Genomic DNA, 20,948 nt, shown 5'->3' on the forward strand with positions numbered 1-20,948 from the left:
GAGCCGCCGTGAATTAGCGGACGGAAAAATCCCGGTGTAGCCCGGGATGGGCACGGGTATGGTGTGAAAAAAGTGTGAGTTGGGAAAAATGGAGAGGAGATGTTTCCGACTAGCCGGCAGCCGCGCCCGAGAGCAGCATCGATATAAGCCTGCCCTTTACTTCGTAGGGCATCCTGCTTCTTTCGAGGCCCTTGACGGTTTTCTCTATATCGTACTTCACCCGCCTTATCGAGGCCTCGCCGTCCTCGATCACCGCGTAAGATGCGCGGGGGTCGTTATCCCTCGGCTGACCTACCGAGCCCGGGTTCAGGACCGCAGTGTCGCCGAAGCTCCTTATATAAGGTTTGTGGGAATGGCCGACGAGTATGAACTTCCGGCAGGAGACGGGGTCTGTTGTTTCCTCCCCGCGCTCGAGGATCGGAAGGGTCTCGGGGTCGGGCCTGTGGGCAAGCTCGAAGTCCATTCCGTCCAGGGATATCCTCTCTTCGAGAGGAAGCCTTCTCAGGAATCCTACCTCTCCGCTCGAAAGCAGACCCTCGCTCCATTCACGGGATACGTTCGATATCCTTTCCATCTCGCCGCCGGGAGAAGCGCCTATCCCGAAGGCCATGGCGTGGTCGTGCTCGCCCCTCACCCCCCAGAAGCGCATCCTTGCCGACTCCATGAGGAAGTCGATGCACTTTCGCGGGTCCGGGCCGAAATCCACCACATCCCCCAGGAAAATAAGGGCGTCGTAGCTCTCCCGTGCCAATACGGCCTCGGTGGCGTACCAATTTGCGTGTATATCCGACATTATGAGTATCTTCATATGTAGTCAAAAGGTATCGCGTTATTGTTAAGCCGTAATCAATGTATGGTTAAGGCGGCGTTTGCCCCATGGTTTGAAAAGACTGTAGTGTTTACATTAAGGATGTTGTATAATCCTATTACGGTTATGGAGAATTTTGTGATTTTTACAAATTTGAGCTAGATTTTTAGACAAAGTGTGATACAATGTCTAAATCGGAGAGAAGATGAAGAAAGCTTGCACAAGGGAGCCTCAAAAAACCCCTTGACAAAATTACGTGATTTATATAAAGTAAGCTCAGAACTTTAAAACTAAATCAAAGGAGGTAAGGAGAGATGAGTAAAGCCAAATGGCTTTTTATGTTTTTATTGGCTCTGACTATGGCCGCGCCTACGTTCGCCGTTGAACTCACACTGGGCGGCTTTCCGAGCTATATGCGTACCAGGGCTCGTTATATAGGAAACGCCACGTTTATATCGGCGTTGAGCAACAGTAACGCACAGGCGCTCGGATTTACTAACAACAAAGACGAGATATTCTTCGTAGACACGAGTCTGCGTTTAACTCCTCAGTTGGTGCTCAGCGATGCGGTAACGATCCGGGCCCAGTTTAACGTCTTTGACAACAACATCTGGGGCGGTTCAACTTCGGAGCTGCTCGGTGGACGTAACGGCGTAGTGAACTCGAACCTTTCGTTCAGCGACAGGTTCCGTGGCGCTATACTGACCGGGCCTCGTGCGATAGACGATCCGGGGTTCTTTAACGTGAGGATGCTTCATGCAGATATCGTGCTTCCTCATAACCTCGGTTTTGTAAGGATTGGACGCCAGCCGTTTGACTGGGGTCTCGGTATTCTTGCCAACGGCGGCTGGGATCCGTACAGCGACCTCGGTTTCGTAGTAGACAGGTTCCTCTATCTTAAATCTTTCTCTGCAGGTTCCTCGTCTATCACGTTCGTATTGGTTTCGGATATCTTCACACAGGGAAACAGCGTAGTCACCGGTCAGGGTAACGGTTACGATATCGCTGCTGCGGCTCTTATCTTCAACAACCCGAACGTCGGGGGCGGTAACCTCACCGTCGGTGGTTACATATTCCCGTATATCCACCAGAACAACATTGGTTCAATCCCGACCAGGGGGACGGACCCGGGCGTTCCGCCGAATGCCGGTGCGGCATCTGGCGATGTTAACCTCGACCGTCTGACCCTCTATGCCGGTTTCATCGACTATAAGACGGACCTCTGGAGACTCGTTGGTGAAATCCAGGGTGCCTGGGGTAAGATCAAGGTTGATGGCGTTCCTGGCAGCATAGACGTTGATTCGTCGAACATTATCTGGGCGGCCCGCGCGGAAGTTTATCCGGGATGGCCTCTTAAGATGGTTGCGGCTGAGTTTGGCTGGGCGAAGGGTGACGACCTCGGAACCGGTTCTACCGAGGGTGGCGTTATATTCTTCAACCCTGCTTACAACATCGACAACCTCCTCTTCAAGCACATGATACCTAACATCTACCAGGTAGAGAGCAGCGTTTACAACGCTTACTATGCCAGGATATGGGGTACCGTGAAGCTGATCGACGAGCTTTCCTTCACGCCGCAGGTTCTCGTAGCGTTTAACGAAGAAACCAGCAATCCGTATCCGGGTGTAAGCAACCTCGACACCTACATGGGTACTGAAGTTGAAGGTACGCTTACTTGGCACGTACATCCGGGTGTCAGCCTCGACGTAATCGGTGGCATAGTTTTCGCGGGAAGCAGTCTGGATACGCTCCTCGAAGCTCAGGCGCTGAATACGCTCGCAGCTAATGACGTTTCCCCTGACAGGGTAAACTACAATGAGACCCCTTGGACGGTTCAGGGCAGGCTGATGATCTTCATCGATCAGTTCTTCAAATAGAAACAACACATCGCAGTTGAGATGAAGTAACATCTCTCTTCGGTGTTACAAAATTAAACCCCTTCTCCTGCAGCAGCGGGAGGAGGGGTTTTTGTTTATGTAAGCATTCTCTCGCGTCTCACCACGCCTACATGTCCTCGTATAACATGCCGATTCTTTGGGTGAGTCCCACCCTCGTGATGTAACAATGGTCTCGCGAAATTCGACTGGCACCAGCCTCATCCCAAGGCTGGAAACGGCGTTCACGACCAGGGTTTTCGAACGCAGCGTGCGGAGGGGGGACTTAAGTATAACAGTCGGTAATTATTAGTATTTCGGGATATTGCAAGTTGTGATAAGGGATGCTCGCCTCTCTTTCCGTATAAACCAGGGCGTAAAGCGGGATTCCTCGATTCGGGGAGGGGGCTTAGAGCTTCGAAAGGGTCCTCTTGATCATCGCCCGCATGGTCTCGATCGACTGGCAGCCGTGTACAGGGAAGCTCCCGAGTATGAAGGTGGGAACACCGAGGACCGTGTATTTTGCGGCCTCTTTTTCGTTTGACTCGACTGCGCCGCGCATCGTTCTTCTTTCGAGCGACTCCGTAAGCGCCTTGCGTTCTATACCGGCCCGCTCGCCTATCGAGAGGAGTACGCCCGGCTTCCCTATATTGAGCCCTTCCCCGAAGTACGCCTCGTATACCACATGGTGAAAAGCATCGAAGCGCCCGACGATCTTCGCGAGCTCGGAGGCCTCGAGCGCAAGCCTGGAGTTCGCCGCAAACCCGGGGGGTCTGATTTCGATGCCTTCCTCTCGGGCAGCTTCCCCCATCGTCTCCCTTACAATCAGGCTTTTGACTGACCTGCCTCTCTTTGCGCCTTCAGGCGGGAACTCCGGATGTATCTCTATCCCTTTCCATTGCATGGATAGATCGAATTCCCCGGAGAGCAGGGTTAGTCTCCGGGAGGCGATGTAGCAGAAAGGGCAGTTATAGTCGTAGAATACGGTAACGTCCATTCTCCCGGAATTATAGATTGTGAGGCCGGGGGCGTCAAAGCGATTGTAGTGAACGGCACGGCTTTATAAGCAGTCCGGGGCTATAAAGAAGGGCGCGGCGAGTGCCGGGGGGTGTGGAGAGAAACGCGCGGCCGGCCGACCACGGCGACAGGGAGGGGCCTGGGGCTGTAGCGAGAATCGGTTCGTGGGTATCTAAAAGGAGCGCGCGAGTGCGAGGCGGCAAAGGGCCGGCTCGCATGAACTCTTCCGGAGTAGAGAAGGGAGAAGAAGGATGTTCACGAGTGAAGCCACGGCGGATTCCGGGAAACCTGAATCGGTAGCGGGCATGTGGCTTATATTGGGAGGGGAGGCCCGGAAGGGAATAGGGGGAGAATGTAAACTTGAGGAATACCGGCGGGCTAGAGCTGCCCCGGACCCGCCGGCTACAGTTGTTATTTCGAGTAGGTCAATGCTTGAAGTGTCTTACGCCGGTGAATACCATTGCGATCCCGTGCTCGTCAGCGGCGGCGACTATTTCACTGTCCCTTATCGAGCCCCCGGGCTGTGCTATGGCCGTAATACCCGCCTTGGCAGCCTCGTCTATACCGTCCCGGAAGGGGAAAAAGGCGTCCGAGGCGAGGACGGCGCCCTGCGTCGGAATCGCGGCCTTCATTGTCGCGATCTTAACGGAGTCCACCCTGCTCATCTGGCCGGCCCCTATTCCCACCGTTTGTCCCTTACGGGCGAAGACTATGGCATTCGACTTTACGTGCTTGCAGACCTTCCAGGCGAACTTGAGGGCCTCTAATTCCTCGTCGGTAGGCTGGCGCTGCGTCTCTACCTTCATATAGCGGAAATCGTTTTCTACGCCGGTGTCCCTGTCCTGTATGAGCGCGCCGCCCACTACCTTCTTGAAATCGAGCCCGGGCTTCACGTGGCCGTCGAGCGCCGGGGACTTCATTACGCGGAGGTTACCCTTGCTCGCCAGCACCTGGAGCGCCTTTTCGGAGTATCCCGGAGCGATTACGACTTCGAGGAACATGTTGGCGAGCTCGGAGGCCGTGACCTCGTCTACCTCCCTGTTAAACGCCACTATTCCCCCGAAGGCGCTCACCGGGTCGCACTCCTTTGCCTTGAGGAATGCCCCCACCAGGCTCTCGTCCGTCGCTACGCCGCAGGGGTTATTGTGCTTAACGATGACGCACGCCGTTTCGGTGAAGTCCTTCACAGCCTCGAACGCGGCGTCGGTGTCGTAGATGTTATTGAGCGAGAGCTCCTTTCCCTGGATCTGTGCCGAATTGGAAACGCACGGCTCCTCCACGCCCGGTATAACGTAGAAAGAACCTTCCTGGTGCGGGTTCTCGCCGTACCTGAGCTTCATCCTCTTTTCGAGGTGAAGCGTCATGCTCGAAGGGAACTTGCCGAAGCTGCCGTCGGCCTCTATCGCGCCAAGGTAATTCGAGATGGCGGCGTCGTATCTGGCTATGTACGAGAACGCCTTTACCGCGAGCCTGAAATTCGTCTCGGGCGTTATGCCGCCCTTGTTCTTTTTGAGCTCTTTCAGTATGTCCTTGTAGTCCTCGGGGTGCGTTACGATCGACGTGAAGTGATAGTTCTTCGCGGCCGCCCTCAGCATCGTCGGCCCCCCGATGTCGATGTTCTCTATGGCCTCGGCGAGCGAGACGCCGCTCTTTTTGATTACCTCTTCGAACGGGTAAAGATTGACGACGACCATGTCGATGGGCTCGATCTTGTTCTCCTTCATCTGTCCTATATGGACCTCGTCGTCCCTGAGAGCCAGTATGCCGCCGTGGATTACCGGGTGGAGGGTTTTGACCCTGCCTCCGAGTATTTCGGGGAAGCCTGTGAATTCCGATATGTCCTTCACCTCGACCCCACCGTCACGTAGCCATTTCGCGGTCCCTCCGGTGGAAAGTATCTCCACCTCGTAGTCCTGGAGGCCCTTTGCAAAGTTGCTTATGCCCTCCTTGTCGGAAACACTTATTATGACTCTCCGTATCTTGTTCATCGGTTATGGCTCCTCGCTAGAGTAATTTGTCCGGGATGCTGTCCGGCAGTCCGTCCCGAATCGCGGAATATTGTCATTCCCGGGATGGCGGCTGAAAACCTATATTGTAGCGGAATGGCGGTAAATTCCAATAGAGAGAGGGCGGCCGTGAATCCCGGCGCGCCGCGGCAGTTTTGTGATTCACCCGATTCTTACGTATAATCTTTTCAATCTGCCCGATGGGGGTTAGAATTTATCCAGTATTATCAACCGGTTTAATTTAGTAACAGGATTGTCGGGAGACCGTACATATGCGGAATCAGAAAGCCTTGAGCTTCAGAGTAGGCCTATTCGTCTTAATAACCCTGAGCCTGTTCGTGCTGATTGTATTCTTTCTTTCGGGCGAGCAGCGCTTCTTCGAGAAGAGCTATACGCTGACTACGACTTTCGCTAATACGGCGGGCCTCATAAAGGGCGCAGCGGTCAGGCTATCGGGCGTAAGGATAGGGGCGGTAACGGACATCGACTTCGCCGAGCAGCCCGTAGGCGACAAGGCAATCAACGTCGTCATGAAAATAAACAAAGACGGCATGGAAAGACTGAACCCCGACTCGAGGGCGACAATAAGGACCGAGGGGCTTCTCGGTGATAAATATATCGAGATAGTCCCCGGCACTCAGCCCCCGCTGGCCAAGCTGCCCGACACGCTTGCGATCGAGAGCCAGACCCCTGTAGAGTTTTCGAGCATAATCGGACAGTCGGGCGACCTGCTTACAAATATTATCAGCATTTCGGAAAGCCTCGACAAAATAGTAAAAGCCTTCGGACAGCAGGAGAATATAGAGAACATAAACCAGACCATACTTTCCGTGAGGCGGAGCTCCGAGGCCATTCAGAAGAACCTCGAAGCGATAGAGACCAATAACGGTATATTGAATACGATGATATACGGCGAGAAAGACGCTTCGGGCAAGAAGATAGACGAAAACGCCATAGTAAAACTCAACAGGGCTGTAACAAAGCTCGACAAGCTCATAAACGAGATAAATACCGGCGACGGGGCGCTCCACGATCTCATTTACAACGAAGAACTCTCGGGCGACATAAACAGCACCTTCGCCAACATCAAAACCGCGACGGCCGGGCTTAACGGAGAAGACGGGGTTGTAACCGAGCTCAAGGAGATCATGACGAACTTCAAGGAAATCTCCGAGATGCTGAAGGGCGGCGAGGGGACTCTCGGCGCGCTTCTCATAGACCCGAGCGTTTACGACAGCTTGAAGGGCATATTGGGCGAAGCGGAGAGGAGCAGGTTCGTCCGCGCCGCAGTCAGGTATTACATCGAGCAGGGTAAGGAAAACAGCGATTCGGACAACGATAAAGATCCATCCGCGCCGAATTAACAGCCTCTAGCGACGTACCGGCAACCCGATTTATTTGGCTGACATCCCGGCCTGGGCAAAGCCGGCCGATACGGTACCCCTTAAAGCCTCGACGTCGCGGGCGGGCGGGGCCCCGAACATTCTCGTATATTCCCGGCTGAAATGTGACGGACTTTTATAGCCGACGCGATGCGCGGCGTTTTCGGCGCTTAGACCCTCGGAAAGCATTATACGCCTCGCTTCGAGGAGGCGGAGATGCTTCCGGTATTGGAGCGGGCTCATGGCGGTCATTTCCTTGAAATGGTAATGAAACGAGGAGGGGCTCATGTATGCAAGCTCCGCCATATCCTCGATTCGCATAGCCTCCGGGATGTTCTCCTTTAGAGTCTGAATCACCTTCGCTATGCGTTCCGCATGGCTTCCGTTAACGGCGATCTGCGCGATTCTTTTTCCCTGCGCCCCGCTGAGGAGCCGGTAGCATATCTCGCGCGTTATCATCGGCGCGACGAGGGGAATATCCCCCGGCGCATCGAGAAGCCTCACGAGCCTTAGGACGGCGTCGGTCAGCGCCCCGTCGAGCTTGTCGACGAAGAGGCCGCGAGCGGTGCCGCCCCCCGCGAGGGCCGGCCCCCGGTCCATCTGCGTAATGAGCTCGCCGATATGCTTGGGGTCGATGTCTATCTGGAGGGAAAGATACGGCCTCTCGGGCGAGGCCTCTGTAACCTGCCCCGTAGCCGGGAGGCTGACCGATACCACGAGATACTCCGAGGGCTCGTAGCGGTAAATTTCGCCTTCGAGCATGACTTCCTTTTTACCCTGTACGATGACGCAGAATGACGGGCTGTAGACTACCGGCATCTTCATGCTCGGGCTCGACGATCTTATGCACCGGACGCCGGGTATGCCGGTATCGTGGATACCGTCTTCCCTGGAGTATTTGTCAATTAATTCTATAAGCTCTTTACGCTGAAATTCGTCCATGAGACTGGTTTCTCTCAAGTGTCGGCTGGGTTTATTGTACCGGTTTATAGAAAGAGTATAAGGTGATTGGAGGATTAGGCAATAATAAGGGAGTTCCGGGTATTCAGAAAATGCAGCCGGATTGTAGACTGAATCTTATCGAAACCAAAACCCGTAAACAAAAAGAGGAGGCAGTAATGAGCAGAAGCATTGAAGGTAAGGTTATCGCGATCACGGGGGCCAGCAGCGGAATAGGCGAGGCCACGGCGCGGCTTCTTGCCGGGAGCGGCGCGAGGGTAGTCCTCGGCGCACGCCGCACGGAGAGGCTCGAAGGCATAGTGAGAGACATACGGGGAAAGGGCGGCACGGCGGAGTTCAGGGAGCTAGACGTCAGGAGCCGCGAAGATACCGCGGCATTCGTCGATTTCGCCGGGGAAAAATTCGGGTGGCTGGACGTTATATTCAACAACGCCGGCGTTATGCCGCTTTCGCCGATGAGCGCGCTCAAGACGGACGAATGGGATAACATGATAGACGTCAACATACGCGGGGTTCTAAACGGCATTGCAGCGGCGCTTCCGGTCATGGAGGCCCAGGGCGGCGGGCATATAATCAACAACGCATCCATAGGCGCGCACGTGGTCGTGCCGACGGGGGCCGTGTACTGCGGGACGAAATATGCCGTATGGGCGATTTCCGAGGGGCTCCGCCAGGAATCTAAAAACGTGCGCGTCACGATCATATCGCCGGGCGTGATCGAGACCGAGCTCGGCTCGGACATCACGGACGACACCGCGAAGGGCGCCCTCGAAGAGTTCAGGAAGATATCGCTTACGCCGGATGCGATTGCCGGGGCGGTGCTTTACGCGGCGTCGCAGCCGGACAACGTGGACGTAAACGAGATTATCGTTCGCCCGACAGCGAGCGCTTTTTGAGGGATAATTAATCCAAAGAAATTAGACAGAAAGGAGGCAGCAATGAAAATCGCAATCGTAACCGGTGGGAGCAGGGGACTCGGGAAGAGCATGTGCCTTCACATAGCCGACGGGGGGCACGACGTCCTGCTGACATACCGCAGCCGTAAGGACGAGGCGGATGCCGTCGTCTCCGGGATTCAAAAGAAGGGCCGGAAGGCCGCGGCTCTCAAGCTCGACGCCGGAGATTCCGCGTCGTTCGGCGCTTTCGCCGAGTCGGTAAGGAGCATGCTCGGAGAAGCCTGGGGCAGGGACAACTTCGATTTCCTCGTCAACAATGCGGGTATAGGGATAAGCGCTCCTGTAACGGAGACTACGGAGGAGCAGTTCGACACCCTCTGCAACATTCATTTAAAGGGCGTTTTCTTCCTGACGCAGAAGCTTCTCCCTCTCATGGCGGACGGCGGGGGCATCGTGAACGTGTCCACGGGCCTCGCGCGCTTCACTCTCCCGGGCTATGCCGCCTACGCGTCGATGAAAGGGGCGGTAGAGGTTCTCACCCGCTACATGGCAAAGGAGCTCGGCCCGAGGGGAATCAGGGTGAACACGATCGCGCCCGGCGCGATAGAGACTGATTTCGAAGGCGGCGCGGTGAGGGACAACGAGCACATCAATGCATTCATCGCCTCGCAGACGGCCCTCGGAAGGGTGGGGCTTCCGGACGACGTAGGGAGCGCCGTCGCGGCGCTTTTGTCGGACGACGCGCGCTGGATAAACGGGCAGCGCGTCGAAGTCTCCGGCGGTATGTTCCTATAGGGGTAAACGCAGGGCTGCCGCAAGGCGGCCTTGCCTTATTTACGGTTTGGTTTGTCCGGGGATTGGGACTCTGGAGCGGGCGACGGGATTCGAACCCGCGACCCTAAGCTTGGGAAGCTTATGCTCTACCAGCTGAGCTACACCCGCGCCAGTTAAAAATCTATTATAACCTTGGGTGGTTGTCAATAAATTCCGGGGCGAAGTCCCGGCAAGATGAATTTCCTCTATGGGACGAGCGTACTCCCCGGGGGGCTCCAGTTGTTTTTTTCGGTGGACGGCTGTGTTACGATTAATCTACACGTCTCGCTTCCGGGCATTTCATTCTCGCAGCCTCAGAAATAAAACGCGGGGCGGAGGTTTCCGTAATGGCCGATTCCCCCATATTCATAGTGGGCTGCCCCAGGAGCGGCACGAAGCTTATAAGGGACCTCCTCCGCTCTCATTCGAACATAACGTTCCCGCCCGAGTCTCATTTTATTCCGCGCCTCTACAAACTGTACGGAAACCCCCGCAGCGAAAACGAGGCAGTCAAGATCGCGTCGGCCATACTCGATATACACTGGGTGAAGGGATTCGGGCTTTCCCTGACCCCGTCTTCGTTCTCCGGCTGCCGCGGCTACGGGGAGATAGTATCCGGAATCTTCCGGGAATGGGCCCGGATGGAGGGCAAGCCGCGCTGGGGAGACAAGACCCCCCAGTACGTTACCGACATCCCGGCGCTCGTCGAGATATTCCCCGGCTGCAAGATAATACATATATACCGCGACGGGAGAGACGTCGCCCTCTCTTTAATGAGCACATGGTTCGGCTCGGGGAACGTGTATTCGGCTGCCCGGGCATGGAAGCACATGATGGAGAAGGGGCTGCGCGACGGGCACAGGGCAGGCCCGGAGAGATACCTGGAGATCAGGTACGAGACCCTTATCGAAAGGCCGCGTGAGACAATGGAAAAAGTATGCGAGTTCATAGGCGAGCCTTTTAGCGAAGCCGTTCTCGCCCCCAGTTTTATAGAAAGCGAGGTCAAGCGCAACAGGCCCGGCGGGTACGGGACGAAGACCAAAATATTGAAAGGCAACCACGGCAAATGGAGGAATCGAATGTCCGAAGCCGACCGGTCAGTGTTCGAATCGATGGCCGGGGATTTACTCGATGAGCTGGGATACGAGACGGAGGGGCGTGCCCGTAGAATAGCTGCTCACGAAAAGCTTTTCTGGACGGCGCAGGATTACTGCAAATTTATATGGGGACGGAGAAACAGGATTGCGGCCAGGGGATGGCTCAGAAGCGAGCTTTTTCTCAGGTGGGCGGATTTAATGGGCAGCCCCAGGCAAAAGGACGGGCAATAAATTTCGGCCCGGTGTTAATAAGTCGGGAGCGGCGAGATATAATAGAACCGTGGCTGAATCCAGAAAGACAGGGCACCTCCTTACAGAGCGCGTTAATCCCCGGACGGAAAAGCTCGACGAGCTTCCGGCGCTCGGAATCGTCGAATCGATCATCTCCGAAGACGGCACCATAGTTTCGGCGATCGAAAAGGAGAAGGAGAATATAGCGCGCGCAGTCGAGCTCATCACGGAGAGGCTCGGACGCGGAGGACGCCTCGTTTTTATAGGCGCAGGCACCAGCGGACGCCTCGGAGTGATCGAGGCCGCCGAGTGCCCGCCCACGTTCGGCACGGACCCCGACACGATACTTGGGATAATCGCCGGCGGCCGGAAGGCCGTGTGGAGGTCGGCCGAGGGGGCCGAGGATTCCTCCGAAGAAGCGCGGAAGAAACTCGAGCGTATAGACCTTAAAAAGAAAGACGTGCTCGTCGGCATAGCCGCGAGCGGCGGCACTCCATTTGTCGAAGGCGCTCTCGCGTACGCGCAGAAAAAAGGGAGCGGCCGCATACTCGTCACCTGTAATCCTGTCGAAACGATCGTGCCCGAGGTCGTAATATCCCTACTCGTCGGCCCCGAGGTGATTACGGGCTCGACGCGTATGAAGGCCGGGACGGCGACGAAGATGGTGCTAAACATGTTAACGACGGCCTCGATGGTAAGACTCGGAAAGACGTACGGGAATCTCATGGTGGACGTTAGGGCGGGGTCGGCAAAGCTCCGGGACAGGGCGAAGCGGCTCGTCGTGATGATAACGGGCGTCGGCGAGGAAAGGGCCGCCGAGCTCCTCCATGGCTCGAAGTGGGACGTAAAGGCGGCAATCGTAATGGGGATAAAGAACGCGGACTATAAAAAAGCAAGGAAGCTCTTGAAGGAGCACGGGGGATTCCTCCGGGCCGTGATAGGCCAGGCACGAAAATGATAAAGGACCTGATGCTGCTGTTCAGAAAGAAGGAGAGGGTCGTGACAGGCCTCATCTCCGGGACGTCGATGGACGGCATAGACGCGGCCCTCGTAAGGATCAGGGGCAAAGGCGCCGGTACGGAAATCGAGCTCCTCGAATTCACGTGCGTGCCGTACACGCCCGAAATCACCGCGAGGCTCGGACGACTCCGGCAGGGATGCACGCCCGGCGATATCTCTGAGCTCAATTTCCTCGTAGGGGAGGCGTTCGCCGGGGCCGCTCTGGCCGTTATGGAAAAGGCCGGGCTCGCACCGAACGACGTGGACCTCATCGGCTCGCACGGCCAGACCGTGAGCCACGTACCGCCGTCGGCAGGAGCGGGGATTCCCTCGACTTTACAGATAGGCGAGCCCGACGTCATTGCCGAGCGGACGGGCATTACGACGATCGGCGATTTCAGGACGCGGGACGTCGCCGCGGGAGGGGAGGGCGCCCCGCTCGTGCCCTACGCGGATTACATACTTTTCTCGAAGCCGGGCGAAACGAGAATCGCACAGAATATCGGCGGCATAGCGAACGCCACCGTGATAACCGGGCACATGGACGGCGTGACTGCGTTCGACACCGGCCCCGGCAACATGCTGATGGACAGGATAATGACGCTCGCGTCCGGAGGGAAAGAAAGATTCGACAGGAACGGCGAGGAGGCTTCCAGGGGCAAGGTTAACGAGGCTCTTTTAAAGGAGCTACTGTCGGACCCATACTATACGAAGCAGCCCCCGAAATCGACCGGGGAAGAGCTCTTCGGGAGCGCCGTGGCCGAGAGGCTCTACGGAATGGTCGAAGGCGGCAAGCTCACTCTCGGCGATCTCATGGCCACGGTTCTCGCGCTCACAGTCGAATCCATATCGCTCTCCTATGAAGAATTCATATTCCCCGGGCACGAGGTAGGCGAGGTGATTCTAAGCGGCGGCGGATGCAGGAACGCCTTTCTGGTCGATAAGCTCCGGGAGAGACTAGGCGGCATCGAACTGACGACGACCGACGCCTACGGCATCCCGGCCGACGCCAAAGAGGCGGTCGCCTTCGCGATACTGGCGAACGAGTGCATCTCGGGGAACGCCGGCAACCTGCCCGGCGTCACGGGGGCGAGGCGGAGCGTGCCGCTGGGGAAAATATCGCCCGGAGGCCTCGGCTAAGACGTATACGTGATGAGCATTAAATCATGGCTCGATAAACGGGGGAATATAGACGCATCCGATTTAGACCTTTCCCGAAAGGTCGGCCAGGCCGTGATGCCCAGGCTGGATTTCAAGGTGGACGGCTCGCTAGAGCTTGCGAAGAAGCTGGTCAGGGAATTTCATGTCGGGGGATTCATAATCTTCGGCGGCAATACGGAATCCGTCCGAACCGCCGTAGAGGAGCTCCAGGCCGTGTCCGAGGTCCCTCTCCTCTTCGGATGCGACGCCGAAAGGGGCCTGGGGCAGATCGTTTCCGGCGGCTCGATCTTCCCTTTTACGATGGCTCTCGGCGCGGCCGGCGACGAGGGGCTCGTTTATTCCGAAGCGCTGTTAACGGCGCGAGAGATGAGGGGGTGCGGCTTCAATCTCGTCTTTGCCCCTGTCCTCGACGTGAATTCGAACTCAGAAAATCCGATAATCAACATCCGTTCTTACGGCGACGATCCGGGACTCGTATCCCGTATGGGAGGTGCATTCATAAGGGGCTGCCGCGACGGCGGTATATTCTCCTGCGGGAAGCACTTCCCCGGGCACGGGAGCGCGGCGGCGGACTCCCATTCCGAGCTCCCCGTGCTGACGCTCACTCGTGAGGAGCTTTTCGGGCGTGACCTGAACCCCTTCCGGAGCGCTATAGCCGAAGGGATCGATATGCTCATGACGGCGCACGTCGCCCTCCCCGGGATAACCGGGAGCGGCGAACCGGCCACTATTTCGGAGAAGGTTGTGAAGAGTATGCTCCGGGACGAGCTCGGATACGACGGAGTCGTGATAACAGACTCGTTTCGAATGTCCGGCATAAACGGGCTTGGAGGCGGGGCGGGCCTATCGCTACGCGCCCTTAAAGCGGGCTGCGACATAATCCTCGACCCGCTGGACCCGTACACGCTCCTTAAAGGATTGAACGAAGCCGCAGCCGAAGGAGCACTCGGCGAGGAAGTCATACTCGAGGCAGTGAACAGAATTATTTCGCTCAAGAAATCCCTCCCCGAGGGGCTGCCTGGAATTACTGCGCAATCGAAGGAAGAAGGACGAAAGCTCTCACGGCTCATAACGGAGAAGTCGGTTTCGATACTCAGGGGCGGAAGCTTAAGATCAGGGCGCGCCGTCCTCTGCACGTTCGACGTAACTGAGTCCGGGCAGGACACAGCAGCCGTATTCGCCGGCAGGCTTCGCGACGCCGGAGTCGTTTTCGAAGAGGTCAACGTAACCGCGTCTACGGATGTTGATAGACTCTCCGGCGACGCCGGGGATGATACCGCGCTCATATGCGCCGTCTTCACGACTGTCGGCGCGTGGAAGAAGCAGTTCTCGCTCCCCGACTCCATGAGGGCCGCACTGAAGCGGCTGTCCTCGGCCTCCGGAGAAAGCGCCCTCCTTTCGTTCGGCTCGCCCTACGTTGTGCGGGGTCTGGACGGCTTCGGCACGGTAATCTGTGCGTTCGATTCACTCCCGGAATGCCAGTCTGCGGCCGCCGGCGTACTTCTGGGAACCACCCCGGCCGTCGGCAGAATCCCGGTCGCCGCGTTATAGCGGCTGTTCCCGTTCTTTCCTATCGGGTAAATTACACCTCCAATGAACGCCGGCCTGAACTCGGTTTTCTCGTCCCTATCTCCGCTCGACTGGGCCATAGTGGCGGCCTACCTCCTGATTTCTCTCTTCGTCGGGATTTACTTCACGCGCCGCGCGAGCAGCAGCATGTCGTCTTATTTCGTCACCGGGCGTAATCTCTCGTGGTGGCTGCTCGGCACGTCGATGGTTGCGACGACGTTCGCCGCCGATACGCCTCTAGCCGTGACGGGATGGATAAGGACGGACGGCATATGGAAGAACTGGTTCTGGTGGAACTATATATTCAGCCACGTGTTCATAGCCCTCGTCTTCGCCAGGCTCTGGAGAAGGGCCGACGTCATAACGGACAACGAGCTCAACGAAATCCGCTACAGCGGGAAGCCCGCGGCGTTCCTCAGGGGATTCAAGGCCTTTTACTACTCCACCCTCTTTAACTTCATCGTCATGGGCTGGGTGATAAGCGCGATGGCCAAGGTGCTGAAGATTTTTTTCGGGGTGGAGACGACCATAGCGATTGCGATATGCCTCTTCATAGCGTTTTTCTATACGATGATGTCGGGGCTGTGGGGCGTGACGCTCACGGATTTCTTCCAGTATTTTCTCGCCCTTTCCGGGACGATAATCCTTGCCTGGGTCATCATAGGCTCGCCCGAGATCGGCGGATTCTCCGGTTTTATCGACAAGCTGGGCACGATAGACGAAAAGCACGTCTCACTTTTCATGACCCCCTCGCGTGGAGACCCCGTGAGCGACGGGTTCTGGTCGTCGAGCTTCTTTACGTTCTTCGTTTACCTTACCGTCATCTGGTGGTCTTCGCATAACACCGACGGGGGCGGTTATTTCATACAGCGCATGCTTTCGGCGAGGAGCGAGCGGGATTCGGTCCTGGGCACGGCGTGGTTCGCGATAAACCATTACATCATACGCTTCTGGCCCTGGGTGCTCATTGCGCTCGCGTCCTTGATTATATACCCCACGGCCGAGGTCGCGAACGGCGACCAGGAGGCGATGTACGTCGTCATGATAAACGAATTCCTGGGGCCCGGGCTGAAGGGAATCCTCTTCGTGACGTTTCTCGCGGCCTTCATGTCCACGTTGTCGACGCACCTTAACTGGGGGGCGTCCTACATAATGAACGACCTCTACCGGCGGTTCCTCTACAAGGACGGGACGGAAAGGCACTACGTCATGGTCTCCCGAATCTGCACGCTCGTCCTCACGATACTCGCCGGCTACTTCGCGATGCACATAAGCAACATAGGAAAGGCCTGGATTTTCCTCTGGGCGATGAGCGCCGGAATCGGGCTGGTGCTGATACTTAGGTGGTTCTGGTGGAGGGTGAACGCCTGGACGGAAATCGCGGCGCTGGCGTCGTCCCTCGCTGCTATTTTCGTACTCGTCCTCTACACCAGGTCGCAGGGCATTCCCCTAGAGCTGAAGCACCAGATCCTCGTCATCCCCGTTTCCGTGCTCACATGGATTATCGTGACGTTCGCGACCAAACCCGAGCCTATCGAAACCCTGAACGGATTCTACAAGAGGGTAAAGCCCTGGGGATGGTGGAAGCCCGTGAGCGACCTCAACCCCGACATCGAAAAGCCCAGGTTCGCGCCTGTGCTCGTAAACTGGGTGCTCGGCGTTTCGTTTATTCTCTTCGGGATGCTGGGTACGGGAAAGATGCTCCTGGGCTCGACGTTCTGGGGGCTAGTCATGGCCCTAATCTCAATAATCTCGGGCGTTACCGTCTATCTCAGGCTCCGGAAAGAGCTTACGGACTGAACCGAATCTCCGTCGAAACCCCACCCGGAACTTTAAAAATCCCCGGAGTATGTTATAACTTATCTGTAGTTCTTGATCCGGGAACGAACAATGGCTATCAAAATCAAGGTACTCAAGCATCCTGAGCTCACGTGGTACGAGAAGCTCTATCTTCCGCAGATAGTGCACGGGCTCTATCTTACCATTATGCACCTGATTAAATTCCGGCCGATAACCGTCCAGTACCCCGAAGAGGTAAAGGAGCTTCCGCCGAGATACAGGGGGCTTCACGTCATGCCGGGAGACGACGACGGCGAAATAAGATGCGTCGCCTGCAAGCTGTGCGAGGTCGCCTGCCCGACGCAGGCCATATCGATAGTGGCCGAGCCGGCGGACGATTACGGAATCGAGAGAAGGCCCAAGGTCTACAACATCGATTTCATGAGATGCGTCTTCTGCGGATTCTGTGTCGAGGCCTGCCCTTGCGATGCGCTCCGCATGGGGATGAAATACGAGCTCGCTTCTTACAACCGCGCCGGGCTCGTCCACACCAAAGAAGTCTTCTTCGACCCGAACGTCATAAGCCAGGCGCCGAGGGACAACGCCAACTTCCTCTACGAGATGGGCAAGGGGAATATTCTCGACAAGCCCGAAGAAATCGAAAAGGTCAAAAAGCTCACCGGAACGTACACCTCATCCGACTGATTCCCACGGATTATATGCTATATGCCGCCGGGGCTATTTTCGCTTCGACAATTTCTTTCCGAGCCAGCATAAGCCGTACGAGGCCGCGCTGTAGAAAAAATAGAGAAAGTGCACGGGTATGGCGAGAAGCGTGAAGCCGAGCCCCCTCTCTTCGAGGAAAAAGACGTAGAGGTATCTGTTAAGCAGTATCAACGAAATGACCAGTACGGCCGATAGTATAAGCGCCGGGTAGAGAGTCCCCGCGCTCCCGAACAGGGCCGCGAAGACGACAACCAGAACGGCGATTGACAGCATGCCCACGAGGGCCGCGCTCACCCTGTCGGCGACGCTGACGTTGAGGTCCCTGGGCGAGAATCCGCTTTCGAGTATAAGCTTCGACCACGGCACTGCGCGCCGGGATACGTCGGTTCTGAGCATCGACCAGAAGCCCCACTCCTTAAGATGCTTCACCTGAAGCTCCTTGTCGAGGAGTATTCTGTGTCCCTTCCGCTTCATCCTGTACCCGAGCTCTATGTCCTCGATCGAAGGTTTCGAGAAACGCACCCTGTCGAACCCGCCCATCTCCATGAATACGTCCTTTTTTACCGCGCCGCAGCCCGACCAGAACGTGCTCGCATCGCTCCGGGATTTCTGGTGAACGTAATGATGCAGAAGGTTTCGGTATTGAGACAGAAAATCGGGCGCCGACGGCTCAGTGTCATACGAGCCGAATACGGCGGCTATTTCCGGATTCCTGGAGAAGGTATCGAGTATGCGCGTGATGGTGTCGCCCCTCACGAGCACGTCCGCGTCGAGGAACAGCACAATCGGCGCTACGGCGGCTGCGGCCCCTTCGTTCCTGGCGGCTGCGGGGCCGTAGTTCCGCCCCAGCTCGAGGACCTTGACGCCGAAGCCTTTCGCTAACGCCGCCGAGCCGTCCCTTGAGCCGTCGTCCACCACTATCGTCTCGAACTCCGTATGAAACGACGCCTTAAGCGCGTGAAGGCACATCGACAAATACACTTCCCCGTTGTGGACGGGTATGACGACCGATATGTCGGGATTTTTGGAATTCATATCTATTTAATGCTAACTTCCGGTCGTGGCGAGCCTGTAAAATTCGCCCTTAAGCTTCATGAGCTCCGATTCCCCGCCGGATTCGACGACCCTGCCGTCCTTGAGCACGATGATCTGGTCCGCGTTTTTAATCGTCGAGAACCTGTGCGCTATAATGATAACCGTCCTGTTCCGGCTGAGCTCTGTTATCGCCCTGTGTATGAGCTGCTCGGTGGCCGTATCGAGGGAGCTGGTGGCCTCGTCGAGAATCAGGATCTCGGGGTTTTTGAGCGTCGCCCTGGCGATCGAAATCCTCTGCCTCTGTCCGCCCGAAAGCCTTATGCCCCTCTCGCCGAGCATCGTGTCGTACCCCTCGGGGAGCGCCGAAATGAACTCGTCGGCCCCCGCCCTCTTCGCCGCGTCCACGATTATATCGTCCGTGTAATCTCCCGTGAGGCCGAAAGCTATATTATTCCTGACGGTATCGTTGAATATAAATGTATCCTGGCTTACCATGCCGACGTGGCGAAGGTACGATTCCACCTCGTAGTCGGGGAGCGGCTTTCCGTCGATGAGAATCCTGCCCGACTGCGGATCGTAGAACCTCAGCAGGAGATTTATGACCGTGGATTTCCCGGCGCCCGATTTGCCGACTATGGCGGTCGTCTCTCCCTTGGGTATGAAGAAATTCGTCTCCGAGAGGGCCGCCCTCTCCCCTTCGTTATAGGAGAATGTCACGGAATCGAACGTTATGCCGTCTTTTAGGCCGGAATAAACCAGCTCTCCGTCCGTGATCTGCGGCTTGTTGTCGGTCCTTACGAGGTCGAAGACCGTGTCGAAGGCGGGGAGCCTGCTGACTATTATTCCCCTCGTCTGGTTCATAAGCTTCAGGACGGGCAATATGCGGGCGATTATGTATATGAAGGGCAGTATCTGCGTCAGGACGAGCCTGTAGTCCATCGCCGAGCTCTTTATCGCTATGAGAAAGAGCACCCCTATGGCGATGACGCCGAAGGCCTCCGTTACGACGTGCACCATGAACGTCGTGAAGTTGACGTTCAGCTGGTGGCGCGCGTGGCTTTCTATGTACTTATTGAGCTTCGCTATCTGCTCGCCTTCCTTCGTGAAGGATTTTATGACCTGAATACCCGAAAGCGTTTCGTGAAGCGAGGATGTAAGGTCCCTGCCGGTATCCACGAGCCGCCGGCCGTACATCGAAAGCCGCCTTATGTATATCGAGACCGCGTATGCTATGACCGCCGCGAGGACTATCGAGACCAGGGTCAGCTTCCACGAGAATATGACGAGAAGGACGAGGAGGATGATGCACGACATCACGTACCCGGCCATTTCGACAATCTTTTTTATGAGGTCGTCGGTGAGGACGGTATTGTAAATCGTCCTCTCGACGAGGTCGCCCGTTTTCACGGTGTTGTAAAATCCCATACCGGCGTGTACGAGCGAGTTCACGACCCTCGTCCGGAGGTTCGCTATGAGCCTCGCGGTGAGCCAGTAGGCCAGGTACTGGGAGACTCCGAGGACTATGTTCTTCAGGACTACCCCGCCCACGACGAAGGTGAGGGAGAGCAGTATCTGGGTTTCGATGGGGTATGCCGAGAATATTTCTATCAGCGAGCGGAGCGCCTCCGGCAGCTGGTCGTAGTTCTTTATCTGCTGTATCCCGGCGAGGAGCGGAACGAGCATGCCTATCGATACGCCCTCGAACGCTGACGCCAGGAACAGAAGGAAAAGCAGGAGCGCGATATGAGCTTTATACGGACGAAGGAGGTCGAGCACGAACTCCCTTTTTAGTTTCTTTTCGTCTTTCAATTCATGCATTCCGAATGATTATAACCCCTAAAAGCCAAGTTATTTTACTCTATATTAAGCCGACTTGAAAAATGGTCCGGAAACGCAAGATATTGTGAGGACGGCCTGAAATTCCGGCAAAGGAGACCTTCCATGGGCGCTTCGAACAAGGAATAAAGGAGCCTCGGAATGTGTTATCGCTGCCTGAACATAACGATGCGGTTATAGAGCCACCCTATGAACGTCCCCGCTAAGGTTCCGAGAGCAAAGCCGTAGACGAATCCGACGACGCTTCCCAAAAACGAGACGCTGTAGCCTATGAAGAACTGGCTCAAAAGCCCGAGATGTGGACCGACGACGTACTCCCCGGCGCTGTTAGGCTGAGGCCCTTTCACCAAAAGCCAGTTCGTCGCTATGAAAATCAGAAGCCCGAGGAGTATGCCGAACACGAGCCCCATGGATTTTGCATTGAGCAGCGCAACTGCCTGGAGGAGTTTCTCTTCTTCTGTTTTCTGCTTCGTCATGGCGGTCTTATATCATATATAATCTATGAAATTCTTGAAAGACGAGAGCTCTCTTTGGCGCTTTATCTTGAATATGAAGAGGCCCGTGAGGAAATTCCTCATATAAGCGAACAACCATCCGAATATAAATCCCCAGAAGAACGAGTATCCGAGCCCGATGAAGGCCCCCTCGACGCTGATCGTGTAGCCGGCGAAGTACTGGTTTAAAAGCCCGACGTATTTATGCGCTTCGGTGCCCCCTTTCAGAATGAGGAAAATGGTCGCCAGGAAAACCGTCAGCCCC

17 protein-coding genes and 1 tRNA gene are annotated in these 20,948 nt (G+C 56.2%); 10 read left to right on the forward strand and 8 right to left on the reverse strand.

Features of this window, described 5'->3' with window-relative positions; all coding sequences use genetic code 11:
• Window positions 1-109: 109 nt before the first annotated feature.
• Complete coding sequence (locus PKC29_05440; protein ID HML94854.1) at window positions 110-808, reverse strand: metallophosphoesterase family protein; 699 nt, start codon at window positions 806-808, stop codon at window positions 110-112.
• Window positions 809-1,122: 314 nt separating this feature from the next.
• Here PKC29_05440 and PKC29_05445 point away from each other — a divergent pair, with 314 nt between their 5' ends.
• Entirely contained in the window at window positions 1,123-2,685 is a 1,563-nt protein-coding gene (locus PKC29_05445; protein ID HML94855.1) for a hypothetical protein, read from the forward strand.
• A gap of 406 nt (window positions 2,686-3,091) precedes the next feature.
• Here the strand turns inward: PKC29_05445 and PKC29_05450 are convergent, their stop codons facing one another.
• On the reverse strand, window positions 3,092-3,679 hold the full coding sequence (locus PKC29_05450) for a DsbA family protein (protein HML94856.1): 588 nt from the start codon (window positions 3,677-3,679) through the stop codon (window positions 3,092-3,094).
• Between the two features lie 445 nt (window positions 3,680-4,124).
• Window positions 4,125-5,687: a bifunctional phosphoribosylaminoimidazolecarboxamide formyltransferase/IMP cyclohydrolase gene (gene purH, locus PKC29_05455; protein ID HML94857.1), complete on the reverse strand. Its 1,563-nt coding sequence runs from the start codon at window positions 5,685-5,687 to the stop codon at window positions 4,125-4,127.
• 290 nt (window positions 5,688-5,977) lie between these two features.
• Here purH and PKC29_05460 point away from each other — a divergent pair, with 290 nt between their 5' ends.
• Window positions 5,978-7,069: an MlaD family protein gene (locus tag PKC29_05460; protein HML94858.1), complete on the forward strand. Its 1,092-nt coding sequence runs from the start codon at window positions 5,978-5,980 to the stop codon at window positions 7,067-7,069.
• Window positions 7,070-7,099: 30 nt separating this feature from the next.
• Here the strand turns inward: PKC29_05460 and PKC29_05465 are convergent, their stop codons facing one another.
• Window positions 7,100-8,029, reverse strand: coding sequence for an AraC family transcriptional regulator (locus PKC29_05465; GenBank protein HML94859.1), 930 nt, complete (start codon window positions 8,027-8,029; stop codon window positions 7,100-7,102).
• A gap of 176 nt (window positions 8,030-8,205) precedes the next feature.
• Here PKC29_05465 and PKC29_05470 point away from each other — a divergent pair, with 176 nt between their 5' ends.
• Together PKC29_05470 and PKC29_05475 are read left to right on the forward strand one after the other, a co-directional pair.
• On the forward strand, window positions 8,206-8,943 hold the full coding sequence (locus tag PKC29_05470; protein ID HML94860.1) for an SDR family oxidoreductase: 738 nt from the start codon (window positions 8,206-8,208) through the stop codon (window positions 8,941-8,943).
• Window positions 8,944-8,985: 42 nt separating this feature from the next.
• On the forward strand, window positions 8,986-9,738 hold the full coding sequence (locus PKC29_05475) for an SDR family oxidoreductase (GenBank protein HML94861.1): 753 nt from the start codon (window positions 8,986-8,988) through the stop codon (window positions 9,736-9,738).
• A 71-nt stretch (window positions 9,739-9,809) separates the two neighbouring features.
• Here the strand turns inward: PKC29_05475 and PKC29_05480 are convergent.
• A tRNA-Gly gene (locus PKC29_05480) sits at window positions 9,810-9,885 on the reverse strand.
• A 218-nt stretch (window positions 9,886-10,103) separates the two neighbouring features.
• Between PKC29_05480 and PKC29_05485 the strand changes: the two genes are divergently transcribed.
• From PKC29_05485 to PKC29_05510, 6 genes are all read left to right on the forward strand, one after another.
• Window positions 10,104-11,084: a sulfotransferase gene (locus PKC29_05485; GenBank protein HML94862.1), complete on the forward strand. Its 981-nt coding sequence runs from the start codon at window positions 10,104-10,106 to the stop codon at window positions 11,082-11,084.
• Window positions 11,085-11,133: 49 nt separating this feature from the next.
• Window positions 11,134-12,042: an N-acetylmuramic acid 6-phosphate etherase gene (gene murQ / locus PKC29_05490; protein HML94863.1), complete on the forward strand. Its 909-nt coding sequence runs from the start codon at window positions 11,134-11,136 to the stop codon at window positions 12,040-12,042.
• Entirely contained in the window at window positions 12,039-13,223 is a 1,185-nt protein-coding gene (locus tag PKC29_05495; protein HML94864.1) for an anhydro-N-acetylmuramic acid kinase, read from the forward strand. Before murQ ends, PKC29_05495 begins: the two co-directional genes overlap by 4 nt.
• A gap of 12 nt (window positions 13,224-13,235) precedes the next feature.
• Window positions 13,236-14,795, forward strand: a complete 1,560-nt coding sequence (locus tag PKC29_05500) for a glycoside hydrolase family 3 N-terminal domain-containing protein (protein ID HML94865.1) — start codon at window positions 13,236-13,238, stop codon at window positions 14,793-14,795.
• Between the two features lie 42 nt (window positions 14,796-14,837).
• Window positions 14,838-16,613 (forward strand): Na+:solute symporter, encoded by a 1,776-nt coding sequence (locus PKC29_05505; GenBank protein HML94866.1) that lies wholly within the window; start codon window positions 14,838-14,840, stop codon window positions 16,611-16,613.
• Between the two features lie 90 nt (window positions 16,614-16,703).
• Window positions 16,704-17,297: an NADH-quinone oxidoreductase subunit I gene (locus tag PKC29_05510; protein ID HML94867.1), complete on the forward strand. Its 594-nt coding sequence runs from the start codon at window positions 16,704-16,706 to the stop codon at window positions 17,295-17,297.
• Window positions 17,298-17,330: 33 nt separating this feature from the next.
• Here PKC29_05510 and PKC29_05515 read toward each other — a convergent pair whose 3' ends face one another.
• From PKC29_05515 to PKC29_05525, 3 genes are all read right to left on the reverse strand, one after another.
• Window positions 17,331-18,353 (reverse strand): glycosyltransferase, encoded by a 1,023-nt coding sequence (locus PKC29_05515; GenBank protein HML94868.1) that lies wholly within the window; start codon window positions 18,351-18,353, stop codon window positions 17,331-17,333.
• Between the two features lie 12 nt (window positions 18,354-18,365).
• Window positions 18,366-20,171 carry an ABC transporter ATP-binding protein gene (locus tag PKC29_05520; GenBank protein HML94869.1) on the reverse strand — a complete coding sequence of 602 codons (1,806 nt, stop codon included), beginning with the start codon at window positions 20,169-20,171 and terminating at the stop codon, window positions 18,366-18,368.
• A gap of 164 nt (window positions 20,172-20,335) precedes the next feature.
• On the reverse strand, window positions 20,336-20,665 hold the full coding sequence (locus PKC29_05525; GenBank protein HML94870.1) for a hypothetical protein: 330 nt from the start codon (window positions 20,663-20,665) through the stop codon (window positions 20,336-20,338).
• Window positions 20,666-20,948: the final 283 nt, after the last annotated feature.

The sequence above is a fragment of the Thermodesulfobacteriota bacterium genome (genome assembly GCA_035325995.1).
Taxonomy (GTDB): Bacteria; Desulfobacterota_D; UBA1144; order Nemesobacterales; family UBA2774; genus JADLGH01.

What these genes read in the sequence shown, in the direction of transcription:
- PKC29_05485 (HML94862.1), top strand. Translation starts at nt 10,104, where the DNA reads ATGGCCGATTCCCCCATATTCATAGTGGGCTGCCCCAGGAGCGGCACG.
- PKC29_05520 (HML94869.1), bottom strand. Translation starts at nt 20,171, where the DNA reads ATGCATGAATTGAAAGACGAAAAGAAACTAAAAAGGGAGTTCGTGCTC.
- PKC29_05440 (HML94854.1), bottom strand. Translation starts at nt 808, where the DNA reads ATGAAGATACTCATAATGTCGGATATACACGCAAATTGGTACGCCACC.
- PKC29_05505 (HML94866.1), top strand. Translation starts at nt 14,838, where the DNA reads ATGAACGCCGGCCTGAACTCGGTTTTCTCGTCCCTATCTCCGCTCGAC.
- PKC29_05515 (HML94868.1), bottom strand. Translation starts at nt 18,353, where the DNA reads ATGAATTCCAAAAATCCCGACATATCGGTCGTCATACCCGTCCACAAC.
- PKC29_05495 (HML94864.1), top strand. Translation starts at nt 12,039, where the DNA reads ATGATAAAGGACCTGATGCTGCTGTTCAGAAAGAAGGAGAGGGTCGTG.
- PKC29_05510 (HML94867.1), top strand. Translation starts at nt 16,704, where the DNA reads ATGGCTATCAAAATCAAGGTACTCAAGCATCCTGAGCTCACGTGGTAC.
- PKC29_05445 (HML94855.1), top strand. Translation starts at nt 1,123, where the DNA reads ATGAGTAAAGCCAAATGGCTTTTTATGTTTTTATTGGCTCTGACTATG.
- purH (HML94857.1), bottom strand. Translation starts at nt 5,687, where the DNA reads ATGAACAAGATACGGAGAGTCATAATAAGTGTTTCCGACAAGGAGGGC.
- PKC29_05465 (HML94859.1), bottom strand. Translation starts at nt 8,029, where the DNA reads ATGGACGAATTTCAGCGTAAAGAGCTTATAGAATTAATTGACAAATAC.
- PKC29_05470 (HML94860.1), top strand. Translation starts at nt 8,206, where the DNA reads ATGAGCAGAAGCATTGAAGGTAAGGTTATCGCGATCACGGGGGCCAGC.
- PKC29_05525 (HML94870.1), bottom strand. Translation starts at nt 20,665, where the DNA reads ATGACGAAGCAGAAAACAGAAGAAGAGAAACTCCTCCAGGCAGTTGCG.
- PKC29_05475 (HML94861.1), top strand. Translation starts at nt 8,986, where the DNA reads ATGAAAATCGCAATCGTAACCGGTGGGAGCAGGGGACTCGGGAAGAGC.
- PKC29_05460 (HML94858.1), top strand. Translation starts at nt 5,978, where the DNA reads ATGCGGAATCAGAAAGCCTTGAGCTTCAGAGTAGGCCTATTCGTCTTA.
- PKC29_05450 (HML94856.1), bottom strand. Translation starts at nt 3,679, where the DNA reads ATGGACGTTACCGTATTCTACGACTATAACTGCCCTTTCTGCTACATC.
- PKC29_05500 (HML94865.1), top strand. Translation starts at nt 13,236, where the DNA reads ATGAGCATTAAATCATGGCTCGATAAACGGGGGAATATAGACGCATCC.